Origin of the sequence: Lentzea kentuckyensis, assembly GCF_002150765.1 — a bacterium.
GTDB classification, from domain to species: domain Bacteria; phylum Actinomycetota; class Actinomycetes; order Mycobacteriales; family Pseudonocardiaceae; genus Lentzea; species Lentzea kentuckyensis.
Genome location: NZ_MUYM01000151.1, coordinates 1 through 26,108 on the forward strand (window position 1 = coordinate 1; position 26,108 = coordinate 26,108).

The 26,108-nt window shown below is 65.7% G+C and carries 41 protein-coding genes; 37 read left to right on the top strand and 4 right to left on the bottom strand.

Annotated elements, in window-relative coordinates:
- From B0F77_RS43995 to B0F77_RS44010, 4 genes are all read right to left on the bottom strand, one after another.
- The coding region (locus B0F77_RS43995) for a TFIIB-type zinc ribbon-containing protein (protein ID WP_169731071.1) at positions 1-177 on the bottom strand (177 nt) is incomplete at its 3' end.
- 40 nt (positions 178-217) lie between these two features.
- Positions 218-1,042: a phosphotransferase family protein gene (locus tag B0F77_RS44000; RefSeq protein WP_169731072.1), complete on the bottom strand. Its 825-nt coding sequence runs from the start codon at positions 1,040-1,042 to the stop codon at positions 218-220.
- Positions 1,043-1,065: 23 nt separating this feature from the next.
- A complete protein-coding gene (locus B0F77_RS44005; RefSeq protein WP_086669024.1) occupies positions 1,066-1,515 on the bottom strand; it encodes an LppU/SCO3897 family protein in 450 nt (149 codons plus the stop codon).
- Complete coding sequence (locus B0F77_RS44010) at positions 1,512-1,988, bottom strand: hypothetical protein (RefSeq protein ID WP_086669025.1); 477 nt, start codon at positions 1,986-1,988, stop codon at positions 1,512-1,514. The genes B0F77_RS44005 and B0F77_RS44010 overlap by 4 nt, the downstream gene beginning before the upstream one ends.
- 308 nt (positions 1,989-2,296) lie before the next feature.
- On the opposite strand from B0F77_RS44010, the gene rpsL reads away from it, so the two are divergent.
- The 37 genes from rpsL to truA all read left to right on the top strand — a co-directional run bounded on the left by rpsL (position 2,297) and on the right by truA (position 25,760).
- Positions 2,297-2,671, top strand: coding sequence for a 30S ribosomal protein S12 (gene rpsL, locus B0F77_RS44015; protein ID WP_030473471.1), 375 nt, complete (start codon positions 2,297-2,299; stop codon positions 2,669-2,671).
- Positions 2,671-3,141 carry a 30S ribosomal protein S7 gene (rpsG, locus tag B0F77_RS44020; RefSeq protein ID WP_030478293.1) on the top strand — a complete coding sequence of 157 codons (471 nt, stop codon included), beginning with the start codon at positions 2,671-2,673 and terminating at the stop codon, positions 3,139-3,141. The genes rpsL and rpsG overlap by 1 nt, the downstream gene beginning before the upstream one ends.
- Before the next feature lie 76 nt (positions 3,142-3,217).
- Positions 3,218-5,320: an elongation factor G gene (fusA, locus tag B0F77_RS44025; RefSeq protein ID WP_086669026.1), complete on the top strand. Its 2,103-nt coding sequence runs from the start codon at positions 3,218-3,220 to the stop codon at positions 5,318-5,320.
- A gap of 145 nt (positions 5,321-5,465) precedes the next feature.
- Positions 5,466-6,659: an elongation factor Tu gene (gene tuf / locus B0F77_RS44030; RefSeq protein ID WP_086669027.1), complete on the top strand. Its 1,194-nt coding sequence runs from the start codon at positions 5,466-5,468 to the stop codon at positions 6,657-6,659.
- A gap of 532 nt (positions 6,660-7,191) precedes the next feature.
- Entirely contained in the window at positions 7,192-7,497 is a 306-nt protein-coding gene (rpsJ, locus tag B0F77_RS44035; RefSeq protein ID WP_003938093.1) for a 30S ribosomal protein S10, read from the top strand.
- Between the two features lie 27 nt (positions 7,498-7,524).
- On the top strand, positions 7,525-8,175 hold the full coding sequence (gene rplC, locus B0F77_RS44040; RefSeq protein ID WP_086669028.1) for a 50S ribosomal protein L3: 651 nt from the start codon (positions 7,525-7,527) through the stop codon (positions 8,173-8,175).
- Complete coding sequence (gene rplD, locus B0F77_RS44045; protein ID WP_086669029.1) at positions 8,175-8,861, top strand: 50S ribosomal protein L4; 687 nt, start codon at positions 8,175-8,177, stop codon at positions 8,859-8,861. Before rplC ends, rplD begins: the two co-directional genes overlap by 1 nt.
- On the top strand, positions 8,858-9,157 hold the full coding sequence (gene rplW, locus B0F77_RS44050; RefSeq protein ID WP_065915972.1) for a 50S ribosomal protein L23: 300 nt from the start codon (positions 8,858-8,860) through the stop codon (positions 9,155-9,157). Before rplD ends, rplW begins: the two co-directional genes overlap by 4 nt.
- A gap of 19 nt (positions 9,158-9,176) precedes the next feature.
- Positions 9,177-10,010, top strand: coding sequence for a 50S ribosomal protein L2 (rplB, locus tag B0F77_RS44055; RefSeq protein WP_030473464.1), 834 nt, complete (start codon positions 9,177-9,179; stop codon positions 10,008-10,010).
- 18 nt (positions 10,011-10,028) lie between these two features.
- A complete protein-coding gene (gene rpsS / locus B0F77_RS44060; RefSeq protein WP_086669030.1) occupies positions 10,029-10,310 on the top strand; it encodes a 30S ribosomal protein S19 in 282 nt (93 codons plus the stop codon).
- Positions 10,311-10,343: 33 nt separating this feature from the next.
- On the top strand, positions 10,344-10,742 hold the full coding sequence (gene rplV / locus B0F77_RS44065; protein WP_086669031.1) for a 50S ribosomal protein L22: 399 nt from the start codon (positions 10,344-10,346) through the stop codon (positions 10,740-10,742).
- Positions 10,742-11,572, top strand: coding sequence for a 30S ribosomal protein S3 (rpsC, locus tag B0F77_RS44070; RefSeq protein ID WP_086669032.1), 831 nt, complete (start codon positions 10,742-10,744; stop codon positions 11,570-11,572). Before rplV ends, rpsC begins: the two co-directional genes overlap by 1 nt.
- Before the next feature lie 3 nt (positions 11,573-11,575).
- Positions 11,576-11,995 (top strand): 50S ribosomal protein L16, encoded by a 420-nt coding sequence (gene rplP, locus B0F77_RS44075; protein ID WP_030473461.1) that lies wholly within the window; start codon positions 11,576-11,578, stop codon positions 11,993-11,995.
- On the top strand, positions 11,995-12,237 hold the full coding sequence (rpmC, locus tag B0F77_RS44080; protein ID WP_086669033.1) for a 50S ribosomal protein L29: 243 nt from the start codon (positions 11,995-11,997) through the stop codon (positions 12,235-12,237). Before rplP ends, rpmC begins: the two co-directional genes overlap by 1 nt.
- Entirely contained in the window at positions 12,234-12,515 is a 282-nt protein-coding gene (gene rpsQ, locus B0F77_RS44085) for a 30S ribosomal protein S17 (RefSeq protein ID WP_065915974.1), read from the top strand. Before rpmC ends, rpsQ begins: the two co-directional genes overlap by 4 nt.
- 86 nt (positions 12,516-12,601) lie before the next feature.
- Entirely contained in the window at positions 12,602-12,970 is a 369-nt protein-coding gene (gene rplN, locus B0F77_RS44090) for a 50S ribosomal protein L14 (RefSeq protein ID WP_030473458.1), read from the top strand.
- A gap of 2 nt (positions 12,971-12,972) precedes the next feature.
- Positions 12,973-13,287 (top strand): 50S ribosomal protein L24, encoded by a 315-nt coding sequence (gene rplX, locus B0F77_RS44095; RefSeq protein ID WP_045309812.1) that lies wholly within the window; start codon positions 12,973-12,975, stop codon positions 13,285-13,287.
- A gap of 2 nt (positions 13,288-13,289) precedes the next feature.
- Positions 13,290-13,853 (top strand): 50S ribosomal protein L5, encoded by a 564-nt coding sequence (rplE, locus tag B0F77_RS44100; RefSeq protein ID WP_086669034.1) that lies wholly within the window; start codon positions 13,290-13,292, stop codon positions 13,851-13,853.
- 4 nt (positions 13,854-13,857) lie between these two features.
- Positions 13,858-14,043, top strand: coding sequence for a type Z 30S ribosomal protein S14 (locus B0F77_RS44105; protein ID WP_030473455.1), 186 nt, complete (start codon positions 13,858-13,860; stop codon positions 14,041-14,043).
- A 119-nt stretch (positions 14,044-14,162) separates the two neighbouring features.
- Complete coding sequence (rpsH, locus tag B0F77_RS44110) at positions 14,163-14,561, top strand: 30S ribosomal protein S8 (RefSeq protein WP_030473454.1); 399 nt, start codon at positions 14,163-14,165, stop codon at positions 14,559-14,561.
- A gap of 12 nt (positions 14,562-14,573) precedes the next feature.
- Positions 14,574-15,113: a 50S ribosomal protein L6 gene (rplF, locus tag B0F77_RS44115; RefSeq protein ID WP_086669035.1), complete on the top strand. Its 540-nt coding sequence runs from the start codon at positions 14,574-14,576 to the stop codon at positions 15,111-15,113.
- Between the two features lies 1 nt (position 15,114).
- On the top strand, positions 15,115-15,516 hold the full coding sequence (rplR, locus tag B0F77_RS44120) for a 50S ribosomal protein L18 (RefSeq protein ID WP_086669036.1): 402 nt from the start codon (positions 15,115-15,117) through the stop codon (positions 15,514-15,516).
- A gap of 34 nt (positions 15,517-15,550) precedes the next feature.
- Positions 15,551-16,159 carry a 30S ribosomal protein S5 gene (gene rpsE / locus B0F77_RS44125; RefSeq protein WP_030473451.1) on the top strand — a complete coding sequence of 203 codons (609 nt, stop codon included), beginning with the start codon at positions 15,551-15,553 and terminating at the stop codon, positions 16,157-16,159.
- 2 nt (positions 16,160-16,161) lie between these two features.
- Positions 16,162-16,347, top strand: a complete 186-nt coding sequence (gene rpmD, locus B0F77_RS44130) for a 50S ribosomal protein L30 (RefSeq protein WP_045309828.1) — start codon at positions 16,162-16,164, stop codon at positions 16,345-16,347.
- Positions 16,344-16,787: a 50S ribosomal protein L15 gene (rplO, locus tag B0F77_RS44135; RefSeq protein WP_086669037.1), complete on the top strand. Its 444-nt coding sequence runs from the start codon at positions 16,344-16,346 to the stop codon at positions 16,785-16,787. Before rpmD ends, rplO begins: the two co-directional genes overlap by 4 nt.
- 653 nt (positions 16,788-17,440) lie before the next feature.
- Positions 17,441-18,751, top strand: a complete 1,311-nt coding sequence (gene secY, locus B0F77_RS44140; protein WP_086669048.1) for a preprotein translocase subunit SecY — start codon at positions 17,441-17,443, stop codon at positions 18,749-18,751.
- Entirely contained in the window at positions 18,752-19,312 is a 561-nt protein-coding gene (locus B0F77_RS44145; RefSeq protein ID WP_086669038.1) for an adenylate kinase, read from the top strand.
- A gap of 59 nt (positions 19,313-19,371) precedes the next feature.
- On the top strand, positions 19,372-20,148 hold the full coding sequence (gene map / locus B0F77_RS44150; protein ID WP_086669039.1) for a type I methionyl aminopeptidase: 777 nt from the start codon (positions 19,372-19,374) through the stop codon (positions 20,146-20,148).
- A gap of 208 nt (positions 20,149-20,356) precedes the next feature.
- Entirely contained in the window at positions 20,357-20,938 is a 582-nt protein-coding gene (locus B0F77_RS44155) for a hypothetical protein (RefSeq protein WP_143467238.1), read from the top strand.
- A gap of 122 nt (positions 20,939-21,060) precedes the next feature.
- The gene (gene infA, locus B0F77_RS44160; RefSeq protein WP_005166804.1) at positions 21,061-21,282 is read left to right on the top strand and encodes a translation initiation factor IF-1; all 222 of its coding nucleotides are present in this window, start codon (positions 21,061-21,063) and stop codon (positions 21,280-21,282) included.
- 25 nt (positions 21,283-21,307) lie between these two features.
- The gene (gene rpmJ / locus B0F77_RS44165; protein WP_010148647.1) at positions 21,308-21,421 is read left to right on the top strand and encodes a 50S ribosomal protein L36; all 114 of its coding nucleotides are present in this window, start codon (positions 21,308-21,310) and stop codon (positions 21,419-21,421) included.
- Between the two features lie 220 nt (positions 21,422-21,641).
- The gene (gene rpsM / locus B0F77_RS44170; RefSeq protein ID WP_086669041.1) at positions 21,642-22,022 is read left to right on the top strand and encodes a 30S ribosomal protein S13; all 381 of its coding nucleotides are present in this window, start codon (positions 21,642-21,644) and stop codon (positions 22,020-22,022) included.
- A 37-nt stretch (positions 22,023-22,059) separates the two neighbouring features.
- A complete protein-coding gene (gene rpsK, locus B0F77_RS44175) occupies positions 22,060-22,467 on the top strand; it encodes a 30S ribosomal protein S11 (RefSeq protein ID WP_086669042.1) in 408 nt (135 codons plus the stop codon).
- 23 nt (positions 22,468-22,490) lie between these two features.
- Complete coding sequence (gene rpsD, locus B0F77_RS44180) at positions 22,491-23,096, top strand: 30S ribosomal protein S4 (RefSeq protein WP_086669043.1); 606 nt, start codon at positions 22,491-22,493, stop codon at positions 23,094-23,096.
- Between the two features lie 142 nt (positions 23,097-23,238).
- The gene (locus B0F77_RS44185; protein ID WP_086669044.1) at positions 23,239-24,297 is read left to right on the top strand and encodes a DNA-directed RNA polymerase subunit alpha; all 1,059 of its coding nucleotides are present in this window, start codon (positions 23,239-23,241) and stop codon (positions 24,295-24,297) included.
- A 48-nt stretch (positions 24,298-24,345) separates the two neighbouring features.
- A complete protein-coding gene (gene rplQ / locus B0F77_RS44190; protein WP_086669045.1) occupies positions 24,346-24,909 on the top strand; it encodes a 50S ribosomal protein L17 in 564 nt (187 codons plus the stop codon).
- Positions 24,910-24,968: 59 nt separating this feature from the next.
- On the top strand, positions 24,969-25,760 hold the full coding sequence (gene truA / locus B0F77_RS44195; RefSeq protein ID WP_211294346.1) for a tRNA pseudouridine(38-40) synthase TruA: 792 nt from the start codon (positions 24,969-24,971) through the stop codon (positions 25,758-25,760).
- The last annotated feature ends 348 nt before the right edge of the window (positions 25,761-26,108 follow it).

The following is a 26,108-nucleotide window of genomic DNA, read 5'->3' on the forward strand; positions in this document are numbered from 1 at the left end:
GGCGGCGGGCGGCGGCGCGACCGGGGGCGGCGGGGCCTGCATCTGGGCTTCGAGGCGCGTGATGGACTCGAGCTCGCCGTAGTCGAGGAAGACCCCGCGGCAGCCGTCGCACTGCTCGATGTGGACGCCCATGCGGTCAAACGTGCGCATGTTCGCATGACACTTGGGACACTGCATCGTGGTGAGCCTCCTGCGGTGGGACCGGACAAAAACGATATTAGCCGCGGTCGCCGTTGTCGTGCGTCGTGACGATCCGACGACAAGCCTCAACCAGCGGTTCCACTGCCTGCAGCCCGGACATGAGTGCCCGTGCCGCCATCTGAACAACGTACGCCTGAGCCGGAATGTTGAGGACATCCCATTCCGATGTCGTCACGGCCACACCGCCCGTTTCACGGTAGGTGTTGAGGAACCGCGCCCACAGGTCGGCCGGCAGGACCCCCACCGCGAACAGAGCCGCAGGTCGCGCCAGGTCCCACACGGGATCACCCACCCCGAGATCGTCCACGTCGATGAGCCGCCAGGCGCCTCTGTGCACCAGTTGCCCGAGGTGCCAGTCGCCGTGGATCAGCGCCCGCCCGGACATGTCCAACGGTGGCAAGGCTTCGTACGCTCGCAGCACCACGTCGGCGTGCGGCAGATCCGGCGGCAACGCTTGAATGGCTCGCACGATCCGGTCAGGCGTACCGGCCGCTGGCCCTTGTACGGGCAACGCGTGCAGTCGCGCCAGCAGTGCGGCGCTCTCTTCCCACGGCGCCCCGTCGGGGTCCTCCTGGCTCACCGGCGTCCCGTACGGCCAGACCGTCACCGGCCGGTCGTCCACGAACTGCAACGGCTTCAACGGTGGCAACAACAACTCGGGGTGTGCCGCCGCGATCTCCACTCGCTGCCGCAACGCCTCCACGTCGACGTCCGCGGGATGGGCCTTCGCCACCGTGTCGCCGACCCGCACGACCACGACGTCACCACGGTCGCCGCCGAGCACCTCGGGATCGGCCGAAGAGCCGGTCAGCGAGGCCATCGCCGCGATCAGATCGTCCACGCCGTCAAGTGAATCAGGCGGGATCACTTGGTGATGCAGATGGTCTTCATGGGCTGGGAGTAGGTCTTCGAGTCCTCGCCGGCGCACAACAGGCGGTCGGACTTGCCGTCGACCACCTTCGTCACCCTGCGCGTCCCGGTGCCGCACGCCACCCGTTCGAAGTACTGGTTGACCGCCTTGAGGCAGTCGCCCTCCTTGACGTTCAGCACATAGCAGTACCGCGTCTTGCCGGTCTTCCTCGACCGCCCGGACGACTCGTCGAGGTAGTCACCGGTCGGGCACATCGTGCGCTTCTCACGCGAGGACACCCGGTACACGGCCTGTTCGGACGAGCAGTCCACTTCCTCCATGTTGACGCTCGTGTCGTTCACGTCGATCTGCTTCGCGCACTCGCCCACGCCGGCCTGCTCGTGCCATCCAGAACACCCGGACAGCACCAGCACGAGCGCCGCGATCAGGGCAGCGGACCTCACGGCTTCTCCATGCAGATCGTCCTCGCGGGCTTGGAGTAGGCGAGCGAGAGTTCCGCGTTCGGGCACCGCGCCTTGTCGAAGGTGTCGTGGAGGACGTGCACGCTCTTGCGCGCGCTCGGGTCCTTGCAGTCCCCCCGAACGAGGACCGCCTCGCTCACGTTCGGATACTTCTTCGTCACGAAACACACGCCGATGGCCGCGCGCGAGAGATAGCAGGTCTTCTCGTCGTCCCTCGGAACGGCGAGGTAGTCGCCGTCCGGGCAGTTCGCCCCGATCGCGCCGACCTCGTACTCGGCGCTGGGCTTCTTCGCCTTGCAGCCGATCTCCTCGAACTTCAGTTCGGAGACATTCGCCACCTGCCGCGCGCACTGGCCGACCAGGGCGTCCGACGTCAGGAGGTCACGGGCGATCAGCACCGCGGGAATCCCGATCACCAGCGCGGCGATGCCGTAGACCAGCAGGTTGAGCTTCAAAGTGCGTTCTCCGTCACGCGAGTACCCTCAGTTCCAGCGGCCATGTCTACTGCACGTGCGCGTGCGGCACCCCCGTTTTGACCCAGGTAGACGTGGGCGGGTATCTTTGCTACTCGTGCCCGACCCATGTCGGGCCGCTCCGCGTGCCCGTGAGGCAGCGGTGTCCTCCACTCGCAGTGGCAGTTGAACTGTTGCTTGCGGACCTTGGGAGCGGGCGACACGCCCGACCTCGGGTGCAGAGAGGGATCAAGAAACACGAGGGTGAGCCGCGAGGCGAACCCGCAAAAGACGGAAGAAGCAGCCGGCGAATGCCAACGATCCAGCAGCTGGTCCGCAAGGGCCGCCAGGACAAGGTGGCCAAGCAGAAGACGGCGGCCCTCAAGGGCTCGCCGCAGCGGCGCGGTGTGTGCACCCGCGTTTACACCACCACCCCCAAGAAGCCGAACTCCGCACTGCGCAAGGTCGCTCGCGTGAAGCTGACCAGCGGCATCGAGGTCACGGCCTACATCCCCGGTGAGGGTCACAACCTCCAGGAGCACTCGATGGTGCTCGTGCGTGGCGGTCGTGTGAAGGACCTGCCGGGTGTTCGTTACAAGATCATCCGTGGCTCTCTCGACACGCAGGGTGTCAAGAACCGCAAGCAGGCTCGCAGCCGCTACGGCGCGAAGAAGGAGAAGAGCTGATGCCCCGCAAGGGACCGGCCCCGAAGCGGCCGCTTATCTCCGACCCGGTCTACAGCTCGCCGCTCGTGACCCAGCTCATCAACAAGGTGCTGGTGGACGGCAAGCGCTCCGTGGCGGAGAAGATCGTCTACGAAGCCCTCGAAGGTGCTCGCGAGAAGACCGGCACCGACCCGGTCGTCACGCTGAAGCGCGCCCTGGACAACGTGAAGCCGTCGCTGGAGGTCAAGAGCCGCCGCGTCGGTGGTGCGACCTACCAGGTGCCGATCGAGGTCAAGCCCGGTCGCTCCACCACGCTGGCGCTGCGCTGGCTGATCACCTTCTCCCGGCAGCGCCGTGAGAAGACCATGGTCGAGCGTCTGATGAACGAGCTGCTCGATGCGAGCAACGGTCTCGGTGCGAGCGTCAAGCGCCGTGAGGACACGCACAAGATGGCCGAGTCCAACAAGGCCTTCGCCCACTACCGCTGGTGATCTGACGCCCGGCCTCGGTGAGGCCGGGCTCTCCCAGCCCTAGTGAGCTCACAAGCTCAAGACAGGGGAAAGACCCGTGGCACAGGACGTGCTCACTGATCTTGCCAAGGTCCGCAACATCGGGATCATGGCCCACATCGACGCGGGCAAGACCACGACGACTGAGCGGATCCTCTTCTACACGGGGATCAGCTACAAGATCGGCGAGGTGCACGACGGCGCTGCCGTGATGGACTGGATGGAGCAGGAGCAGGAGCGCGGCATCACGATCACGTCGGCCGCGACGACCTGCTACTGGAAAGACCACCAGATCAACCTGATCGACACGCCCGGCCACGTCGACTTCACCGTCGAGGTCGAGCGCAACCTGCGCGTCCTCGACGGCGCTGTTGCCGTCTTCGACGGCAAGGAGGGCGTCGAGCCGCAGTCCGAGCAGGTCTGGCGGCAGGCGACCAAGTACGACGTCCCGCGTATCTGCTTCGTCAACAAGATGGACAAGCTGGGCGCGGACTTCTACTTCACCATCAAGACCATTCAGGACCGTCTCGCGGCGAAGCCGCTGCCGATCCAGATCCCGATCGGTGCCGAGAGCGACTTCATCGGCGTCGTCGACCTGATCGAGATGCGCGCCCTGACGTGGCGTGGCGAGGTCCAGAAGGGCGAGGACTACGCGATCGAGGAGATCCCCGCGGATCTCGTCGAGCGTGCGCAGGAGTTCCGCGAGCAGCTTCTCGAGGCCGTCGCCGAGACCGACGACGAGCTGACCGAGAAGTACTTCGAGCAGGGCGACCTGTCCGTCGCGGAGATCAAGGCGGGCCTCCGCAAGATCGTCTCCGAGGGCACCGCGTACCCGATCCTGTGTGGTTCGGCGTTCAAGAACAAGGGCGTTCAGCCCATGCTCGACGCGGTGGTCGACTTCCTGCCGTCGCCGATGGACCTCCCGCCGGTCGAGGGCACGCTGCAGGACGGCGAGACCGTCGTGTCGCGCAAGGCCTCGAGCGACGAGCCGTTCTCGGCGCTGGCGTTCAAGATCGCCGTGCACCCGTTCTTCGGCAAGCTGACCTACATCCGGGTCTACTCGGGCAAGGTCGCCTCCGGCACCCAGGTCATCAACGCGACCAAGGACCGCAAGGAGCGCATCGGGAAGATCTTCCAGATGCACGCCAACAAGGAGAACCCGGTCACCGAGGCCATCGCGGGCCACATCTACGCCGTGATCGGTCTGAAGGACACCACGACCGGTGAGACCTTGTGCGACCCGGCACACCCGATCGTGCTCGAGTCGATGACCTTCCCCGAGCCCGTCATCCAGGTGGCCATCGAGCCCAAGACGAAGGCGGACCAGGAGAAGCTCGGCACCGCGATCCAGAAGCTGGCGGAGGAGGACCCGACGTTCCGGGTCAACCTCGACCAGGAGACCGGCCAGACCATCATCGCCGGCATGGGCGAGCTCCACCTGGACATCCTGGTGGACCGCATGCGCCGCGAGTTCAAGGTCGAGGCCAACATCGGCAAGCCTCAGGTGGCGTACCGGGAGACCATCCGCAAGGCGGTGGAGAAGTACTCCTACACCCACAAGAAGCAGACCGGTGGCTCCGGCCAGTTCGCGAAGGTGCTCGTCACCGTCGAGCCGCTGGAGAAGAAGGAAGACGGCGCGCTCTACGAGTTCGTCAACGCCGTCACCGGTGGTCGCATCCCGCGTGAGTACATCCCGTCGGTCGACGCGGGTGCGCAGGACGCGCTGCAGTACGGCGTGCTGGCGGGCTACCCGCTGGTCGGCGTGAAGGTGACGCTGCTCGACGGCGCCTACCACGAGGTCGACTCCTCGGAAATGGCGTTCAAGATCGCTGGTTCGATGGCCCTCAAGGAAGCCGCCCGTCAGGCGTCTCCCGCGATCCTCGAGCCTCTGATGGCCGTCGAGGTCACGACGCCCGAGGAGTACATGGGCGACGTGATCGGCGACCTGAACTCCCGCCGTGGCCAGATCCAGGCCATGGAGGAGCGCAGCGGCGTCCGTGTCGTCAAGGCACTGGTTCCGCTGTCGGAAATGTTCGGGTACGTGGGTGACCTGCGGTCCAAGACCCAGGGTCGTGCCAACTACTCGATGGTGTTCGACTCCTACGCAGAGGTTCCCGCGAACGTCTCGAAGGAGATCATCGCGAAGGCGACCGGGGAGTAACTCCCCACCGGAGCACCGCAGTTCCACCGCGGGCTCTCCGGGGGTGAATCCCTGGGGTCCGCACTTTTCGACCCTGACGTGTAGTCCGGCGGGTGGCCACAGATGCCCGCCGGACCAGCAAAAAGAAGTCCAGGAGGACAATCCAGTGGCCAAGGCGAAGTTCGAGCGGACGAAGCCGCACGTCAACATCGGCACCATCGGTCACATCGACCATGGCAAGACCACGCTGACCGCGGCGATCTCCAAGGTTCTGCACGACGCGTACCCCGATGTGAACGCCTCGTTCGCGTTCGACCAGATCGACAAGGCGCCGGAAGAGAAGCAGCGCGGCATCACGATCTCGATCGCGCACATCGAGTACCAGACGGAGAACCGTCACTACGCGCACGTCGACTGCCCCGGGCACGCCGACTACATCAAGAACATGATCACCGGTGCGGCGCAGATGGACGGCGCCATCCTGGTGGTCGCGGCCACCGACGGCCCGATGCCGCAGACGAAGGAGCACGTCCTCCTGGCCCGCCAGGTCGGCGTCCCCTACATCGTCGTCGCGCTGAACAAGGCCGACATGGTGGACGACGAGGAGATCCTGGAGCTCGTTGAGCTCGAGGTCCGCGAGCTGCTCTCCGAGTACGAGTTCCCGGGCGACGACCTGCCGGTCGTGCGCGTCTCGGCGCTGAAGGCGCTCGAGGGCGACGAGCAGTGGGGCAAGTCCGTTCTCGAGCTCATGGCCGCCGTTGACACGGCGATCCCGGAGCCGGAGCGCGACACCGAGAAGCCGTTCCTCATGCCCGTCGAGGACGTCTTCACGATCACCGGCCGCGGCACCGTGGTGACCGGTCGTATCGAGCGCGGCATCATCAACGTGAACTCCGAGATCGAGATCGTCGGTATCAAGGAGACGTCGAAGAAGACGACGGTCACCTCGATCGAGATGTTCAAGAAGTTCCTGGACGAGGGCCGCGCCGGCGACAACGCCGCGCTGCTGCTCCGTGGCATCAAGCGCGAGGAGGTGGAGCGCGGCATGGTCATCGTCAAGCCGGGCACCACGACCCCGCACACCGAGTTCACGGCGCAGGTCTACATCCTGTCCAAGGACGAGGGTGGCCGCCACACGCCGTTCTTCAACAACTACCGTCCCCAGTTCTACTTCCGGACGACGGACGTGACCGGCGTTGTGACGCTGCCCGAGGGCACCGAGATGGTCATGCCGGGTGACACCACCGGTATGGACGTCAAGCTGATCCAGCCGATCGCCATGGACGAGGGCCTCCGCTTCGCGATCCGCGAGGGTGGCCGCACCGTCGGCGCCGGCTCGGTCACCAAGATCATCAAGTGATCTGGCTCTGACCGCGGCTAGCCGCAGTTAGTTCGGCAAGGCCGGGCCAACGACTTCGTTGGCCCGGCCTTTGTCGTTGTTATCCTTGCGGCGCAACGGGTGTGAGGCAGCACGCAACGCAGGCGGACGCGTCCTCGCGGATTCGCGGACCTTGATCCCAACGTGATCTGCCTCTAACTCACCCACCCCGATTTGGATCGCCTCGCAACCGTGTGGCATCCTTTACGGGTTGCTCGACGAAGGCCGGGTTCACTTCGTGTGTGCCTGAGCTCTTCGACCGAGCGTCCGCGCCCTGTTAGTGAACGCCTCCTTGCGGAGATGGGCATCAGGGTGCATGGGCTGTGGTAGGCCCAATCCCACCGGGGAGACCTTGAGCGGGACCGGTATGCGCACCGGGCGCGACACGCCCGACCGCGTGGACCGGGCACCATGACACTTCAACAGGGGCGGAGCGCGCCAAGAGGCTGTAACAGGCCTCATCCGAGGCACCGCACCGCAGCGGTTACGAGAAGCAGAGGAACGGCAAGCCATTATGGCGGGACAAAAGATCCGCATCCGGCTCAAGGCCTACGACCACGAAGCGATCGACGCGTCTGCGCGCAAGATCGTGGAGACCGTGACGCGCACCGGCGCTCGGGTCGTCGGGCCTGTGCCGCTGCCCACTGAGAAGAACGTGTACTGCGTCATCCGCTCGCCGCACAAGTACAAGGACTCGCGCGAGCACTTCGAGATGCGCACGCACAAGCGGTTGATCGACATCCTCGACCCGACGCCGAAGACGGTTGACGCGCTCATGCGCATCGACCTGCCGGCCAGCGTCGACGTCAACATCCAGTAAGCGTTGGGCGCGGAGAGTAACGGACCAATGTCTGACAGGCAGATGAAGGGCATCCTGGGCACCAAGCTCGGCATGACTCAGGTCTTCGACGAGAACAACCGGGTTGTCCCGGTGACCGTCGTCAAGGCTGAGCCCAATGTCGTGACCCAGGTTCGCACCGAAGAGAAGGACGGCTACACCGCCGTCCAGCTGGCGGCCGGCGCGATTGACCCGCGCAAGGTCAACAAGCCCGTTGCGGGCCACTTCGCCAAGGCCGGGGTCACGCCCCGCCGCCACCTGGTGGAGCTGCGCACGACGGACGCCAGCGAGTACACGGTCGGCCAGGAGATCACCGCTGAGGTGTTCGAGGCCGGCGCTGTTGTCGACATCACCGGCACCAGCAAGGGCAAGGGCACCGCGGGTGTCATGAAGCGCCACAACTTCCGGGGCCTCGGCTCCAGCCACGGCACCCAGCGCAAGCACCGCTCGCCGGGTTCCATCGGTGGCTGCGCCACTCCGGGTCGCGTCTTCAAGGGTCTGCGCATGGCCGGCCGCATGGGCCACGAGCGCGTCACGACCCAGAACCTGAAGGTGCACAAGATCGACGCCGAGAACGGCCTGCTGCTCATCAAGGGCGCTGTTCCCGGCCCCAAGGGTGGTCTGGTGTTCGTCCGGACTGCCGCGAAGGGTGGTGCCTGATGTCGACTGTTGAGATCCGCACCCCGGACGGCAAGTCCGCCGGCACGGTCGAGCTCCCCTCGGCTGTTTTCGACGCGCAGGCGAACGTCGCGCTGCTGCACCAGGTGGTCGTCGGCCAGCAGGCCGCCGCGCGCCAGGGCACGCACTCGACGAAGACCCGCGGCGAGGTGTCCGGTGGTGGCAAGAAGCCGTACCGCCAGAAGGGCACCGGCCGTGCCCGCCAGGGTTCGACGCGTGCGCCGCAGTTCGCCGGCGGTGGCATCGTCCACGGCCCGCAGCCGCGTGACTACACCCAGCGGACCCCCAAGAAGATGAAGGCCGCCGCTCTGCGCGGTGCCCTCTCTGACCGGGCTCGCGCCAACCAGGTGCACGTCGTGTCCGGCCTGGTGGACGGGGACACCCCGTCGACCAAGACCGCGCGCAAGGTCCTGGAGTCGGTCACCCAGGCTCGCCGCGTTCTCGTGGTGCTCAACCGCACCGACGAGGTCGCGTGGGTCAGCGTGCGGAACCTCCCGCACGTGCACGTGATCGCGCCCGACCAGCTCAACACCTACGACGTGCTCGTCAACGACGACGTGGTGTTCACCAAGGACTCGCTCGACGTGTTCCTCGCCAGCAAGGCCCAGCAGGGTCGCGGCTCGGCCGAGGCCACGGCGGCTGTCGTGGACGAGGAGGGTTCCAAGTGATCCCCGACCACAGGGACATCTTGCTCGCGCCGGTGATCTCCGAGAAGTCCTACGGGCTCCTCGAGGAGAACAAGTACACCTTCTTGGTGGCGCCGGGGTCGAACAAGACCCAGATCAAGATCGCCGTGGAGAAGGTCTTCGGCGTGAAGGTCGTCAGCGTCAACACCATCAACCGGCAGGGCAAGCGCAAGCGCACCCGCACCGGGTTCGGCAAGCGCAAGGACACGAAGCGCGCGATCGTCACGCTGTCGGCTGACAGCAAGGCGATCGAGATCTTCGGCGGCCCTGCCGCCTGATGACGAGGACTGCGTAGAGATGGGCATTCGCAAGTACAAGCCGACGACCCCCGGTCGTCGCGGTGCGAGCGTCTCCGACTTCGCCGAGATCACTCGGTCGACGCCGGAGAAGTCGCTGATCCGCCCGCTGCACAAGCTGGGTGGCCGCAACGCGTCGGGCAAGATCACCACTCGGCACAAGGGTGGCGGTCACAAGCGGGCTTACCGCCTGATCGACTTCCGTCGCCACGACAAGGACGGCGTGCCGGCCAAGGTCGCTCACATCGAGTACGACCCCAACCGGACCGCGCGCATCGCGCTGCTGCACTACGCGGACGGCGAGAAGCGCTACATCATCGCCCCGGAGAAGCTCAAGCAGGGTGACACGGTTGAGAACGGCCCCAAGGCCGACATCAAGCCGGGTAACAACCTGCCGCTGCGCAACATCCCGGTCGGTTCCGTGATCCACGCGATCGAGCTCCGCCCCGGTGGCGGCGCGAAGATCGCTCGCTCCGCCGGTGCCTCGGTGCAGCTCGTGGCGAAGGACGGCCCGTACGCCCAGCTGCGGATGCCTTCGGGCGAGATCCGCAACGTGGACGTGCGCTGCCGCGCCACGCTCGGCGAGGTCGGCAACAAGGAGCACCAGAACATCAACTGGGGCAAGGCCGGCCGCATGCGGTGGAAGGGCAAGAAGCCCACCGTGCGTGGTGTCGCCATGAACCCCGTTGACCACCCGCATGGTGGTGGTGAGGGTAAGACCTCCGGTGGTCGCCACCCGGTGAACCCGGCTGGTAAGCCCGAAGGCCGTACCCGCCGCCGTAAGCCAAGCGACAAGCTCATCGTCCGGCGTCGTCGCACCGGTAAGAAGCGCTGAGCAGGAAGGGAGTGAAGGATGCCTCGCAGCCTTAAGAAGGGCCCCTTCGTTGACGACCACCTGCTCAAGAAGGTGGACGTTCTCAACGAGTCGGGCAAGAAGACGGTCATCAAGACGTGGTCCCGCCGGTCCACGATCATCCCGGACATGCTGGGTCACACCCTCGCGGTGCACGACGGCCGCAAGCACGTCCCGGTGTTCGTGACCGAAGCGATGGTCGGGCACAAGCTGGGCGAGTTCGCCCCCACCCGGACCTTCAAGGGCCACATCAAGGACGACCGGAAGTCTCGCCGCCGCTAGGCGCCGAACTAGGAAGAGCAAGGGGAAGCAGCGATGAACGCCCGTAAAGATGCTGAGGCGCAGGAGTTTCCGCGCGCCGTGGCTCGGGCTCGCTACGTCCGCGACACGCCGATGAAGGTGCGCCGCGTCGTCGAGCTCATCAAGGGACGTAACGCCCGCGAGGCCCTGGCCGTGCTCCAGTTCGCGCCGCAGGCAGCAAGTGAGCCGGTCGCGAAGGTGCTCGCCAGCGCCATGGCCAACGCCGAGAACAACCTGTCCCTGGACCCCGACACCCTCTGGGTTTCGGTGGCCTACGTGGACGAGGGTCCGACCCTCAAGCGTTTCCGCCCGCGTGCCCAGGGCCGCGCGTACCGGATCCGCAAGCGGACGTCGCACATCACCATTGAGGTGGAGTCGCGTCCGAAGAAGACCAGCGCGAAGGGAACCCGGTAGTGGGCCAGAAGATCAACCCGCACGGCTTCCGGCTGGGGATCACCACCGACTGGAAGTCCCGCTGGTACGCCGACAAGCAGTACGCCGAGTACGTCGCGGAAGATGTCAAGATCCGCAAGCTGCTCAGCAAGGGCATGGAGCGTGCCGGCATCTCCAAGGTGGAGATCGAGCGGACCCGTGACCGGGTGCGCGTCGACATCCACACCGCCCGGCCGGGCATCGTCATCGGCCGTCGCGGTGCCGAGGCGGACCGCATCCGCGGTGAGCTGGAGAAGCTCACCAAGAAGCAGGTCCAGCTGAACATCCTCGAGGTCAAGAACCCCGAGTCGGACGCGCAGCTCGTGGCACAGGGTGTCGCCGAGCAGCTGTCCAACCGCGTTGCCTTCCGTCGCGCGATGCGCAAGGCCATTCAGTCGGCCATGCGTTCCTCGCAGGTGAAGGGCATCCGCGTGCAGTGCGGCGGTCGTCTGGGCGGCGCCGAGATGTCCCGCTCGGAGCACTACCGCGACGGCCGCGTGCCGCTGCACACGCTCCGCGCCGACATCGACTATGGCTTCTTCGAGGCCCGCACCACGTTCGGCCGTATCGGCGTGAAGGTGTGGATCTACAAGGGCGACATCGTCGGTGGCATCTCCGCCAAGCGTGAGCGTGACGCGGCCCCTTCGCAGGCCGACCGCGCCCCGCGCCGCGACCGTGGCGAGCGTCCGAACCGGGCCCGTCGTTCCGGTGCCAGCGGCACCACCGCGACGAGCACCGAGGCCGGCCGTGCCGCAGCTGACGCTTCCGCTGTCAGCGAGGCCCCGGCTGCTGCAGAGAAGACGGAGAGCTGAGTCATGCTCATCCCGCGCAGGGTCAAGCACCGCAAGCAGCACCACCCGAAGCGGTCGGGTGCTGCCAAGGGCGGCACGAAGGTCACCTTCGGTGAGTACGGCATCCAGGCTCTCGAGCCCGCCTACGTCACCAACAGGCAGATCGAGTCCGCTCGTATCGCCATCACGCGCCACATCCGTCGTGGCGGCAAGGTCTGGATCAACATCTTCCCGGACCGTCCGCTGACGAAGAAGCCGGCCGAGACCCGCATGGGTTCCGGTAAGGGTTCGCCGGAGTGGTGGGTGGCCAACGTCAAGCCGGGTCGCGTCCTCTTCGAGATGGCCTTCCCGAACGAGCAGGTGGCCCGCGAGGCTCTTCGCCGCGCGATCCACAAGCTCCCGATGAAGTGCCGCATCGTTACGCGTGAGGGTGGTGAGTTCTGATGGCAGCGGGTACCACCGCTTCCGAGCTGCGTGAGCTCACCGAGGAAGAGCTCGTGCTGCGTCTGAAGGAATCGAAGGAAGAGCTTTTCAACCTTCGCTTCCAGATGGCCACGGGCCAGCTCGACAACAACCGGCGGTTGCGCACGGTCCGGCACGAGATTGCCCGGATCTACACCGTGATGCGGGAGCGGGAGCTCGGGCTCTCCGCTTCGCCGGAATCCACTGGTGAGGGTGCGGCATGACCGAAAGCAACGAAGTTCAGACCGAGAAGCGCAACGACCGCAAGGTCCGCGAGGGCCTCGTCGTGTCCGACAAGATGGACAAGACGATCGTCGTGGCGCTCGAGGACCGCAAGAAGCACCCGCGTTACTCCAAGATCATGCGCTCCACCACCAAGGTGAAGGTGCACGACGAGGAGAACGCGGCGGGCATCGGCGACCGCGTCCTGCTCATGGAGACCCGGCCTCTGTCGGCGACCAAGCGCTGGCGGCTCGTCGAGATCCTCGAGAAGGCCAAGTAAGTCCCCGAAAGGGATTGAACACTGTAGACAGACCGAGCCCGTCGGGTCGGAAATCCGGCGGGCCAGGAATGGTCAGGAGCAAGTAAGTGATTCAGCAGGAGTCGCGGCTTCGTGTCGCCGACAACACTGGTGCGAAGGAAATCCTTTGCATCCGTGTTCTCGGTGGTTCGGGCCGCCGCTACGCGGGCATCGGCGACATCATCGTCGCGACCGTCAAGGACGCGATCCCCGGTGCCGGCGTGAAGAAGGGTGACGTCGTCAAGGCCGTCATCGTCCGCACCGTCAAGGAGCGCCGTCGCGCGGATGGCTCGTACATCCGTTTCGACGAGAACGCCGCTGTGCTCATCAAGAACGACAACGAGCCCCGCGGTACCCGCATCTTCGGCCCGGTCGGGCGCGAGCTGCGCGACAAGAAGTTCATGAAGATCATCTCGCTGGCTCCGGAGGTGCTCTGACCATGAAGGTGAAGAAGGGCGACACGGTCGTCGTTATCGCCGGCAAGGACAAGGGCGCGAAGGGCAAGGTCATCCAGGCCTACCCGGAGACCGGCAAGGTCCTGGTCGAGGGCGTCAACCGGATCAAGAAGCACACCAAGATCACGCAGACCCAGCGGGGCGCGCAGTCCGGTGGCATCGTGACCCAGGAAGCCCCGATCAACGTCTCCAACGTGATGGTGGTCGACTCGGACGGCAAGCCGACCCGTGTTGGTTACCGGACGAACGACGAGGGCAAGCGGGTCCGCATTTCCCGTCGTAACGGGAAGGACATCTGAGCATGACTACCGCAGAGAAGATCATCCCGCGGCTCAAGACGCGTTACCGCGCCGAGATCACCGGGGAACTGCAGAAGCAGTTCAACTTCGACAACGTGATGCAGATCCCGCGTGTCGTCAAGGTCGTTGTCAACATGGGTGTCGGCGACGCCGCCCGTGACGGCAAGCTGATCGAGGGTGCCGTCAAGGACCTCTCGATCATCACCGGTCAGCGTCCCGAGGTCCGTCGGGCCCGCAAGTCCATCGCGCAGTTCAAGCTGCGTGAAGGCATGCCGATCGGTGCGCGCGTCACGCTGCGCGGCGACCGCATGTGGGAGTTCCTCGACCGTCTGCTGACGATCGCGCTGCCCCGTATCCGCGACTTCCGCGGCCTCTCGGGCAAGCAGTTCGACGGCAACGGCAACTACACGTTCGGCCTGAACGAGCAGTCGATGTTCCACGAGATCGACCCGGACGCGATCGACCGGCCTCGCGGCATGGACATCACCGTCGTCACCACCGCCACGAACGACGAGGAGGGCCGGGCGCTGCTGAAGCTCCTGGGCTTCCCGTTCAAGGAGAACTGAGTCGATGGCCAAGAAGGCGTTGATCAACAAGGCCGCGAAGAAGCCGAAGTTCAAGGTCCGGGGTTACACCCGGTGCCAGCGTTGCGGCCGCCCCCACGCGGTGTTCCGCAAGTTCGGCCTCTGCCGGATCTGCCTGCGCGAGATGGCTCACCGCGGTGAGCTGCCTGGCGTGAGCAAGTCCAGCTGGTAATTCAAAGCTCCATTACTTCGCTGTAGGCCCGCACACGACCGTCCTGTCCCTCCCTTCGGGGAGGGCAGGTCTGGACCCTGAGCCGGTGAACCGCAGCGAGAAAGGTTGACCAGGTCACCATGACGATGACCGACCCGATCGCAGACATGCTCACTCGTCTGCGCAACGCGAATTCGGCTTACCACGACAAGGTCGTGATGCCGCACTCGAAGCTGAAGGCCAACATCGCCGAGATCCTCAAGCGCGAGGGCTACATCGCCTCGTACCGCGACGAGGAGGGCGAGGTCGCGAAGAACCTCGTCGTCGAGCTGAAGTACGGCCCGAACCGGGAGCGCAGCATCGCCGGCCTCCGCCGCGTGTCGAAGCCGGGCCTGCGCGTGTACGCGAAGTCCACCGGCCTGCCCCGAGTTCTCGGTGGCCTCGGCGTGGCGATCATTTCGACCTCTGGCGGTCTCATGACCGACCGTCAGGCCAACAAGGCAGGCGTGGGCGGAGAAGTCCTCGCCTACGTTTGGTAAGGGGGAGTAGACATGTCGCGCATCGGTAAGCAGCCGATCATTGTCCCCTCCGGGGTCGACGTGAACATCGCCGGCCAGGACGTGAGCATCAAGGGCCCGAAGGGCACCCTGACGCTGACGATCGCTGAGCCGATCAGCCTGGAGAAGGCTGAAGACGGCACTCTCGAGGTCAAGCGCCCGAACGACGAGCGTCGCAACCGCGCGCTCCACGGCCTGTCGCGCACGCTGGTGCACAACATGGTCGTCGGTGTGACCCAGGGTTACGAAAAGAAGATGGAAATCCACGGCGTCGGTTACCGCGTCGCGCTCAAGGGCTCTGAGCTCGAGTTCGCGCTCGGTTACTCCCACCCCGTCAAGGTCGAGGCCCCCGCGGGCATCACCTTCGCGGTGGAGACCCCGACCCGCTTCTCCGTCGCGGGTATCGACAAGCAGCTGGTCGGTGAGGTTGCCGCCAACATCCGCAAGCTGCGCAAGCCCGACCCGTACAAGGGTAAGGGCGTCCGGTACTCGGGCGAGAAGATCCGTCGCAAGGTCGGAAAGACGGGTAAGTGACATGAGCGAGTCGACTGTTACGAAGCGCAAGCCGGTGGGCAAGGACATCTCCACCAGGCGTCGTGTTGCGAAGGCCCGTCGCCACTTCCGCCTCCGCAAGAAGGTCAGCGGCACCGCCGAGCGTCCGCGCCTGGTCGTGCACCGGTCGTCGAAGCACATCACCGTTCAGGTGATCGACGACCTCAAGGGCCACACGGTCGCGTCCGCTTCCTCCATGGAGGCCGACGTCCGTGCGATGGACGGCGACAAGAAGGCCCGCGCGGCCAAGGTCGGCCAGCTGGCCGCGGCCCGTGCCAAGGACGCCGGCATCACGGCGGTCGTGTTCGACCGCGGTGGCAACGCGTACCACGGCCGGATCGCTGCTCTGGCGGATGCCGCTCGCGAGGCGGGGCTGGAGTTCTGACAATGTTGATGACTGGAATTGAGAGGGACGCCTGATGCCAGGACGTACGCGTCGCGAAGGCGGCGGGGGCGAGCGCGGAGAGCGCCGCGACCGTCGTGACGGCGGCCGCGGCGGCGCGGCCCAGGAGAAGACCCCCCACCTCGAGCGCGTGGTTGCGATCAACCGCGTCTCCAAGGTGGTCAAGGGTGGTCGTCGCTTCAGCTTCACCGCCCTCGTGGTGGTCGGCGACGGCGACGGCATGGTCGGCGTCGGCTACGGCAAGGCCAAGGAAGTTCCCGCGGCCATCGCCAAGGGCGTCGAGGAGGCGAAGAAGAACTTCTTCCGCGTTCCTCGCATCGCCGGCACCATCCCCCACCCGGTCCAGGGTGAGAAGGCCGCTGGTGTGGTCCTGCTGCGTCCGGCCTCGGCCGGTACCGGTGTCATCGCGGGTGGCGCTGTCCGCGCCGTCCTCGAGTGCGCCGGCGTGCACGACGTGCTGTCGAAGTCGCTCGGCTCCGACAACGCGATCAACATCGTGCACGCGACCGTGGCGGCCCTCAAGGGTCTGCAGCGTCCGGAAGAGGTCGCGGCCCGTCGTGGCCTGCCCCTCGAGGACGTGGCTCCCGCCGGCATGATCCGCGCTCGCGCGGGCCAGGGGGTGTGATCATGGCTCAGCTCAAGATCACCCAGGTCCGCAGCACCATCGGTACCAAGCACAACCACCGCGAGTCGATGCGCACCCTCGGGCTGCGCAAGATCCGCCAGTCGGTCGTGCGTGAGGACACCCCCCAGGTGCTCGGCCTGATCCACGCCGTGCGTCACCTGGTGGTTGTTGAGGAGGTCCAGTCGTGACCATCAAGATTCACGATCTGCGTCCCGCCCCCGGAGCCAAGACCGCCAAGACCCGCGTTGGTCGTGGTGAAGGCTCCAAGGGCAAGACCGCCGGCCGCGGTACGAAGGGCACGGGCGCTCGCAAGAACGTCTCGCCGCGCTTCGAAGGTGGCCAGATGCCGCTGCACATGCGGCTCCCGAAGCTCAAGGGCTTCAAGAACCCGTTCCGCACCGAGTACCAGGTCGTGAACGTCTCCGCCATCGCTGCCTCCTTCCCGGAGGGCGGCTCGGTGGACGTTCCCGCGCTGGTGCTGGCCGGGCTGGTCCGCAAGGGCTCGCTCGTCAAGGTGCTGGGTGACGGAGATGTCTCCGTCAAGCTGGATGTCACGGCTGACAAGTTCTCCAAGACCGCTGTGGAGAAGTTGGCTGCTGCTGGTGGGTCTTCCACTGTGGCGTCCTGACGCCTGATAGCTGCCTGAAGGGCCCTGAGGCTTCGCCTCGGGGCCCTTTGGCGTTGTTCGGGGGTGTCGGACCTGGTGAGTAGGTTGAGTTGTAGGGGTTCCCGATTCAGGGGGACGCCTGCGTGAGCTTGCCGGGGCTCGTTTTGGGTGGGGCGTCAGCGGGCGGGTGGTCACCTTGCGTTGGGGTGCTTTCCCCAGGGCTCTGCCCCCGGAACCCCGGCAATCTGATCGGGGACCCCACCGCCGGGCTCGCTTGCTCTGCGCGGGGTGCGCTCGGCTTCGCCGAAGCGGACTGCTCGGCTTCGCCGAAGCGGACTGCTCGGCTTCGCCTTGGCGGTTGGCGTGCGGGGTTCGCTTTGCGGTGATTTTTGTGGGAACTTCGGGGTGGGCGCAAACGTTCGCGGCGGCCGAAAGTCCTGCTAGTAGCATGGAATCCTGGTTGTGACTACCCCGGATGGTCTAGCTGGTCGGGGAGAGATCAACCGGTTCTAACCTGTGATTGGCCACTGGGTACGGCCTGGTCGTGGGGGACTGTTAGAGTCGCGGGCTGAACCCGGATGTCCTCCGGGTCGCTTGGTCGTGGCTGCCTGCTGCGGCCTGCCAACTACCGCATGTGCCGGTCCCTGGGGGTCGGCAACGCTCAGGAGGTTCGCGTGCTCGGCGCATTCCGCTCGGCTCTCGCGACGCCGGATCTACGCAAGAAGATCCTCTTCACGCTCGGGATCATCATTGTGTACCGGCTTGGAGCGACCATGCCCGCGCCGGGCGTGTCCTTCAAGAACGTGCGGGCGTGTGCTGAACAGCTTGAAGGCCAGAACATCTACTCGCTGATCAACCTGTTCAGCGGTGGTGCACTGCTCAACCTGTCGATCTTCGCGCTGGGCATCATGCCCTACATCACCGCGAGCATCATCATTCAGCTGCTGACCGTGGTCATCCCGCGCTTCGAGCAGTTGAAGAAGGAAGGGCAGGCCGGTCAGGGCAAGCTGACGCAGTACACGCGTTACCTGACCATCGGGCTGGCGATCCTGCAGTCCACCGGTCTGGTGGCGCTGGCGGTGCGCGGACAGCTGTTCGGCGAGTGCGACCAGGACGTCATTCCTGGCAAGGACAGCATCTTCACCCTCATCGTGCTGGTCATCACCATGACCGCCGGTACCTCGGTCATCATGTGGCTGGGCGAGCTGATCACCGAGAAGGGCATCGGCAACGGCATGTCGCTGCTGATCTTCACCGGTATCGCCGCCCGTATCCCGGCCGAGGGCAAGAACATCCTTCAGAAGAGCGGCATCACCTTCGCCCTGGTGATCGTGGCTGCTCTTGTGATCATTGCGAGCGTCATCTACGTCGAGCAGGCCCAGCGTCGCATTCCGGTGCAGTACGCCAAGCGCATGATCGGCCGTCGCATGTACGGCGGCACGTCGACGTACCTTCCTCTCAAGGTGAACCAGGCCGGCGTCATCCCGGTCATCTTCGCCTCGTCGCTGCTCTACCTGCCGGACCTGGTCGTCCGCCTCACCCAGGGTTCCTCCACCGAGCCGAACTGGTTCTCGACGTTCGTCCAGACGTACCTGGTCAAGCAGTCGAGCTGGGTGCACATCAGCGCGTACTTCCTCCTGATCGTCTTCTTCACGTACTTCTACGTCGGCATCACGTTCAACCCGGACGAGCGTGCTGACGAGATGAAGAAGTTCGGTGGCTTCATCCCCGGCATCCGTCCTGGTCGTCCGACCGCCGAGTACCTCAAGTTCGTGCTGGGTCGCATCACGCTCCCCGGCTCGCTCTACCTCGGCATCGTGGCGATCCTGCCGAACCTGTTCCTGGACCTGACCGGTGACGGCCAGAACCAGAACTTCCCGTTCGGCGGCACCGCGGTTCTGATCATGGTCGGTGTCGGTCTCGACACCGTGAAGCAGATCGAGAGCCAGCTCATGCAGCGCAATTACGAAGGGTTCCTCCGCTAGATGCGACTCGTTCTCGTTGGCCCGCCCGGTGCGGGCAAGGGCACCCAGGCTGAAGTGTTGAGCCGCAAGCTCGGCGTGCCGCACATCTCGACGGGCGACCTCTTCCGGTCACACATCAGCAACCAGACCGAGCTCGGGCTCGAGGTGCAGAGCATCCTCGACGAGGGCGCGCTGGTGCCTGACTCCATCACGAACGAGATGGTGCGCAAGCGCTTGGCGGAGTCCGACGCCGCGGACGGGTTCCTGCTCGACGGGTTCCCGCGCAACGTCGCCCAGGCCGACAAGCTCGGTGAGTTCCTGGCGGTCGGTGGCCACTCGCTCGACGCGGTGCTGGAGTTCCGGGTCGACGAGGACGTCGTGGTGGACCGGTTGCTCGCGCGCGGTCGCACGGACGACAAGGAAGACGTCATCCGGCACCGCCAGCAGGTGTACCGCAACGAGACCGCGCCGCTGCTGAACTACTACGCGGACAAGGTCATCTCGATCGACGCCGTCGGTGAGATCGACGAGATCAGCGAGCGCGCCCTCGCGGCGCTGCACTCGCTGCGCGACGAGAAGTGACAGGTGGACTGCTTGACCGGCTCCGCTCTGTCGTCACACGTGCAACAGGCAGTGAAAGCATGATCGAGATCAAGACCCGCGGCCAGCTGGAGGCCATGCGCGCCTCCGGCCTGGTCGTGGCACGTGCCCTCAGGAACGTGGTGGACGCGGTCAAGCCCGGGGTGTCCACCTGGGACCTCGACGAGATCGCCGAGCAGACCATCCGCGACGCCGGAGCCATCCCGTCGTTCAAGGGCTACCACGGCTTCCCGGCGAGCATCTGCGCGTCGGTGAACGAGCAGATCGTCCACGGCATCCCCAGCCGCAAGCAGGTGCTGGCCGAGGGTGACCTGATCTCCATCGACTGCGGTGCGATCCTCGACGACTGGCACGGCGACTCGGCGGTCACCGTCGGCGTCGGCGAGCTGTCGCCGGCGGACCACAGGCTGTCCGAGGCGACCCGGTTGTCGATGCTCGCGGGCATCGAGGCCGCGGTGCCCGGCGGGCGGCTCACGGACATCTCGTTCGCCATCGAGTCCTCGGCCATCGAGTCGGGCGAGCGCGACGGCATCGAATACGGGATCGTCGCGGACTACGGCGGCCACGGCATCGGTTCCAAGATGCACATGGACCCGTTCCTGCCGAACTACGGCAAGCCGGGCAAGGGGCCGAGGCTCAAGGTCGGCATGGCCATCGCGATCGAGCCGATGCTGACCCTCGGCACCGACGACTCCCAGGAACTCGAGGACGGCTGGACCGTCATCACGCTCGACGGGACTCGGGCGGCGCACTGGGAGCACAGCGTCGCGATCACCGAGGACGGCCCCTGGGTGCTCACCGCGCCCGAGGAAGACTAAGCGCCCCAACGTTTTTCGGACATAGCCCCGTTCGCCCTCCGGTGAACGGGGCTATTTCGTTTGTCAGGGCCGATACGGTCGAGGTTGACGAACGAGTCCAATGCTTGGGGGCATTGTGGGGGTAACCCGTTTCGTCCTGTCCGCCTCTCTGATTTTCGTTTCAGGCTGTGCTGCCTCTAAGCCGGCCACCGACTTCACCTACCAGGACGTGCCGGCGGACCGGATCGTCGACCAGATCTTCCTGGCCGACGCCATCGCGGCGGTCGAGCGGTGCGATCCGCCGTTCTCCGACGTGCGCGTCCAACGTCCGAACTTCGTCAGCCCGCCGCCTCCCGCCGACGGTGGCTGCGGGGGCAGGGCGCGGTCCGCCGCACCCTGGGAGTACATCGACGCAGTGAGTCGCATCACGGCACTGCACGACACGGTCGTCCGCGAGTGGGAGGTCCGCCTCCAGTCGGGGCCGGAGGCCGCGGAGACGCGGGCGGCCGGCGCGACGCTGCTGCACTGCCTCGACCGGGCCGGGTTCACCCAGCGCGGGCCGGGGGACCCGAGCCTGGAGAGCTACGGCATCGGAACGGGCGACCTCGCGCTCAACAACGCAGCTCAGAGGTGTTCCGACGAGAGCGGATACGGCGTCCGGATCGCGACTCAGCGCCTGCGCACGCTTCGATCGGTGCTCGGCAGGCACGAGTCCGAGATCGACAGCATCAAGAAGCTCCGGCCGGTGCTGGAGCGGGCCACGCAGCCCGACAGCGGGCCTTACCGGACCCGATTTGGGTTGCCGGAGTGAACTGCGTACACTGGTCAGGTGGCGCATCCGTCGCGCCGGTTCAGTCATGCCCTCGCAGGTGAGATCGAACCGGGCTGACGCGCGTCCAAAGGTTATTATCACCGTCACGAAACGCGGAGGACATGGGCAAGAAGGACGGGGCCATTGAGGTCGAGGGCCGCGTAGTCGAGCCGCTCCCCAACGCGATGTTCAGGGTCGAGTTGGAGAACGGTCACAAGGTACTCGCGCACATCAGCGGCAAGATGCGACAGCACTACATCCGCATCCTCCCTGAGGACCGGGTTGTCGTGGAGCTCTCGCCCTACGACCTGTCCCGCGGGCGCATCGTCTACCGCTACAAGTGACCTCCAGTAGCAGGAGATCTCAGGCGTGAAGGTTCAGCCGAGCGTCAAGAAGATCTGCGACAAGTGCAAGGTGATCCGCCGTCACGGCCGGGTCATGGTGATCTGCGAGAACCTGCGCCACAAGCAGCGCCAGGGCTGAGCGGTTCCACCTCGCGCTCGTCGAGATCTTCGATGACGCAGTAACGAGAAGCCTCCTCGTACCTGCCGCACGCAGGGCTTCAAGCGTGCGGACACCCCCGGATTCCAGGCCGGGGCCGGGACACCGGTTGTGAGAGCAGCCGGAACGACACTCAGCGAGTCAGTCACCGGAACTGGACGAGGAGCAGACCTGGAAGTAATCGACAGGAGTTAACCGCCACATGGCACGACTCGCTGGCGTCGACCTCCCCCGCGAAAAGCGGATGGAGATCGCGCTCACCTACATCTTCGGCATCGGTCGTACGCGCTCCAAGGAGCTGCTCGCCGCCACCCAGATCTCGCCTGACCTCCGGGTCAAGGATCTGACGGACGACGACCTCGCCAAGCTGCGGGACCACATCGAGACGAACTACAAGGTCGAGGGTGACCTTCGCCGTGAGGTCGCGGCCGACATCCGTCGCAAGATGGAGATCGGTTGCTACGAGGGTCTTCGGCACCGTCGCGGCCTGCCCGTTCGCGGACAGCGCACGAAGACGAACGCCCGTACCCGCAAGGGTCCGAAGAAGACCGTGGCCGGCAAGAAGAAGGCCGGCAAGAAGTAAGACCTCGGGTCTGCTGCCCTCAACTTAGGAGTTCGTTTTGCCACCCAAGTCCCGCACGGGAGCCGGGGTCAAGAAGATCCGGCGCAAGGAAAAGAAGAACGTCTCGCACGGCCAGGCGCACATCAAGAGCACGTTCAACAACACCATCGTGTCCATCACGGACCCGATGGGCAACGTGATCAGCTGGGCGTCCGCCGGCCACGTGGGCTTCAAGGGCTCGCGCAAGTCGACGCCGTTCGCGGCGCAGATGGCTGCCGAGAACGCCGCCCGCAAGGCCGCCGAGCACGGCATGCGCAAGGTGGACGTGTTCGTCAAGGGTCCCGGCTCCGGCCGTGAGACCGCGATCCGTTCGCTGCAGGCCGCCGGTCTCGAGGTCGGCACCATCCAGGACGTGACCCCGCAGCCCCACAACGGCTGCCGCCCGCCCAAGCGGCGCCGGGTCTGAGGCACGGGGAGGAGTAAGAACTAATGGCTCGTTACACGGGACCCGCGACGCGTATCTCGCGCCGCCTGAAGGTCGACCTCGTTGGTGGGGACCAGGCGTTCGAGCGCCGTCCGTACCCGCCCGGCCAGCACGGCCGTGGCCGGGTCAAGGAGTCCGAGTACCTGCTGCAGCTCCAGGAGAAGCAGAAGGCTCGCTACACCTACGGCGTGCTCGAGAAGCAGTTCGTCCGTTACTACAAGGAAGCGGTTCGTCGCCCCGGCAAGACCGGCGAGAACCTGCTCCAGATTCTCGAGGCTCGCCTCGACAACGTGGTGTACCGCGCTGGCCTCGCCCGCACGCGTCGCCAGGCTCGTCAGCTGGTTGCTCACGGTCACTTCCTGGTCAACGGCCACAAGGTGAACATCCCGAGCTACCAGGTGTCGAAGTTCGACATCATCGACGTGAAGCCGAAGTCCATGCCGACGCTGCCCTTCGAGGCTGCTCGCGCGTCCTTCGGTGACCGCCCGATTCCCGCTTGGCTGCAGGTCGTCGCCTCGAACCTGCGCATCCTCGTGCACCAGCTGCCCGAGCGCGCGCAGATCGACACGCCTGTCACCGAGCAGCTCATCGTCGAGCTCTACTCGAAGTGATCCTCTCGGTGGGGCGGTTCGCCGTCCCACCGGTCGGGTCCCGCATCGGCGCGAAGGGTGTGCCGAGTGCGTTTGCCGGTCTCCGCGACCGGCGTCGTGACGGCGTCAAATAGCGGGCGTCGTTGTAGAAAGGTTGAACCCAGTGCTGATTTCCCAGCGCCCCTCGCTCGGCGAGGAAGCGGTCTCCGAGACCCGTTCCCGGTTCGTCATCGAACCGCTGGAGCCGGGCTTCGGTTACACGCTCGGCAACTCGATCCGCCGCACGCTGCTCTCGTCGATCCCCGGTGCTGCTGTCACGAGCATCCGCATCGACGGCGTGCTGCACGAGTTCACCACGGTTCCCGGGGTGAAGGAGGACGTCACCGACGTCATCCTGAACCTGAAGGAGCTCGTCGTCTCGTCCGAAGAGGACGAGCCGGTGACCATGTACCTGCGCAAGCAGGGCCCCGGTGTGGTGACCGCGGGCGACATCGTGCCTCCGGCCGGTGTCACCGTGCACAACCCCGACCTGCACATCGCCACGCTGAACGGCAAGGGCAAGCTGGAGATCGAGCTCGTTGTCGAGCGCGGTCGCGGCTACGTCCCGGCCGTCCAGAACAAGCAGGCCGGCGCCGAGATCGGCCGCATCCCGGTCGACTCGATCTACTCGCCGGTTCTCAAGGTGACGTACAAGGTCGAGGCGACTCGTGTCGAGCAGCGCACGGACTTCGACAAGCTGATCCTCGACGTGGAGACCAAGCCCTCGATCACCCCGAGGGACGCGGTTGCCTCCGCGGGTAAGACCCTGGTTGAGCTGTTCGGCCTCGCTCGCGAGCTGAACATCGACGCCGAGGGCATCGAGATCGGCCCGTCGCCGGCCGAGGCTGACACCATCGCCGCGTTCGCGATGCCTATTGAGGACCTGGACCTCACGGTCCGGTCTTACAACTGCTTGAAGCGGGAAGGCATCCACACCGTCGGCGAGCTCGTGTCGCGCAGCGAGGCGGACCTGCTGGACATCCGCAACTTCGGTGCGAAGTCGATCGACGAGGTCAAGATGAAGCTCGTCGGCCTCGGCCTCGCGCTGAAGGACTCGCCTCCTGGGTTCGACCCGTCCGCCGCCGCGGCCGACTACCACGCCGGTGACACCGGCTGGGGTGCCGGCAGCGGTCTGGACTCCCACGACGACGGTCAGGACTACGCGGAGACCGAGCAGCTCTGACGCTCGTTTCAGAGCAGAGGATCTCTTTAGTTACTACAGGAGCAAGCGATGCCCACCCCTACCAAGGGCCCCCGGCTCGGTGGGTCTCCGGCGCACGAGCGGCTGCTGCTCGCCAACCTGGCGACGGCGCTGTTCCAGCACGGCCGGATCAAGACCACTGAGGCGAAGGCGAAGCGGCTGCGTCCGTACGCCGAGAAGATCATCTCCAAGGCCAAGGCCGGCGACCTGCACAACCGTCGCGAGATCATGAAGGTGATCCGCGACAAGGACGTCGTGCACAAGCTGATCGCCGAGATCGGTCCGTTCTTCAGCGACCGTTCCGGTGGCTACACCCGCATCACCAAGACGCTGGCGCGCAAGGGCGACAACGCCCCCATGGCCATCATCGAGCTGGTGCAGCAGAAGCTCGTCTCCACCGAGGCCGAGGCTGCGCGCAAGACCAAGTTCGCCAAGGACGAGAAGCCGGCTGAGGCCGCTGTCGTCGAGGCTGACGCTGACGAGACCAAGGTTGAGGACGCTGTCGAGGTCGACGGCGAGCCGACTGCTGAGGCCGTCGAGGCTGAGGAGTCCAAGGACGAGGCTGCTGAGGCTTCCGACAAGGACAAGTCCTGAGCGGATTGAACGCTGACGAGCCCGTCGTTCCCGGTTCCGGGGGCGGCGGGCTTGTTCGTGTGCGGTTCGACCTGGGGTATGACGGGACCGAGTTCTCCGGCTGGGCTCGGCAGCCTTCCCGGCGGACGGTTTGTGGCGTTCTCGAGGACACGCTGTCGATGGTGTTGCGCGAGGACGTCGTTCTGACTGTTGCCGGGCGCACTGATGCTGGGGTGCATGCGTCCGGGCAGGTTGCCCACGCTGATTTGCCGTCCACTGTGGATGTGGATGGGCTGCCGAAGCGGTTGGCTCGGGCGCTGCCTTCTGACGTGCGTGTCTTTTCCGCGCGGGTGGTTCCTGGGGAGTTCGACGCTCGGTTTTCCGCTATGCGGAGGCACTACGAGTACCGCGTCACGGATGCTGCTTTTGGGGCGCATCCGTTGCGGCGGTTGGACACGTTGGCCTGGCCTCGTCCGCTGGATGTTTCGGCGATGAACGTTGCTGCCGCGTTGTTGTTGGGGGAGCACGACTTTTGTGCGTTCTGCAAGCGGCGTGAGGGTGCCACGACCATTCGTGAGCTGCAGCGGCTTGAGTTGGTGCGTGGGCCTGATGGCGTGATCACGGCGTTTGTGTCTGCTGATGCGTTCTGTCACTCGATGGTTCGGTCGCTCATTGGGGCGTTGCTGGCTGTTGGGGAGGGGCGGAAGCCGGTGGAGTGGCCTTCGTCCTTGTTGTCGCTTCAGGGGCGGGCCAGCGGGGTCACTGTGGCTCCTGCGCATGGGTTGTGTTTGGTGCGGGTGGATTTTCCTGGGGATTCTGAGTTGGCGGCTCGGGCTGAGGCGACTCGGAAGGTTCGGACGTTGTCGTCCTGACAGGCGGGTCACGGCCGGGTGGTTGTCTTGTGTTGGGCGGGTCGCGGGGGAGCTGAAATCCGAGGGGACCCCTGCGTCAGCCTGCCTTTCTGTCGTGGAAAGGGAGGAGCCCCCAGGCCCCGGCAAAGTCGTTTCTGCTGGTGGGCGTCTGCAAGTACTACCAACTCTTGATCAAATCGCCGCCAACTACACCCAACATGGTCGTCAGTTGCCGAACGTGCCTGAGCCGGGCGCTGGGATCGACGAGGCCAGTTGGTAGTAGCAAAGTGCTTGTTGATGTTGGGTTGGTGGTACTTGCACACGCCATCGCCAGCCAGGTGGATGGCCTGACGGGACTTTGCCGGGGCC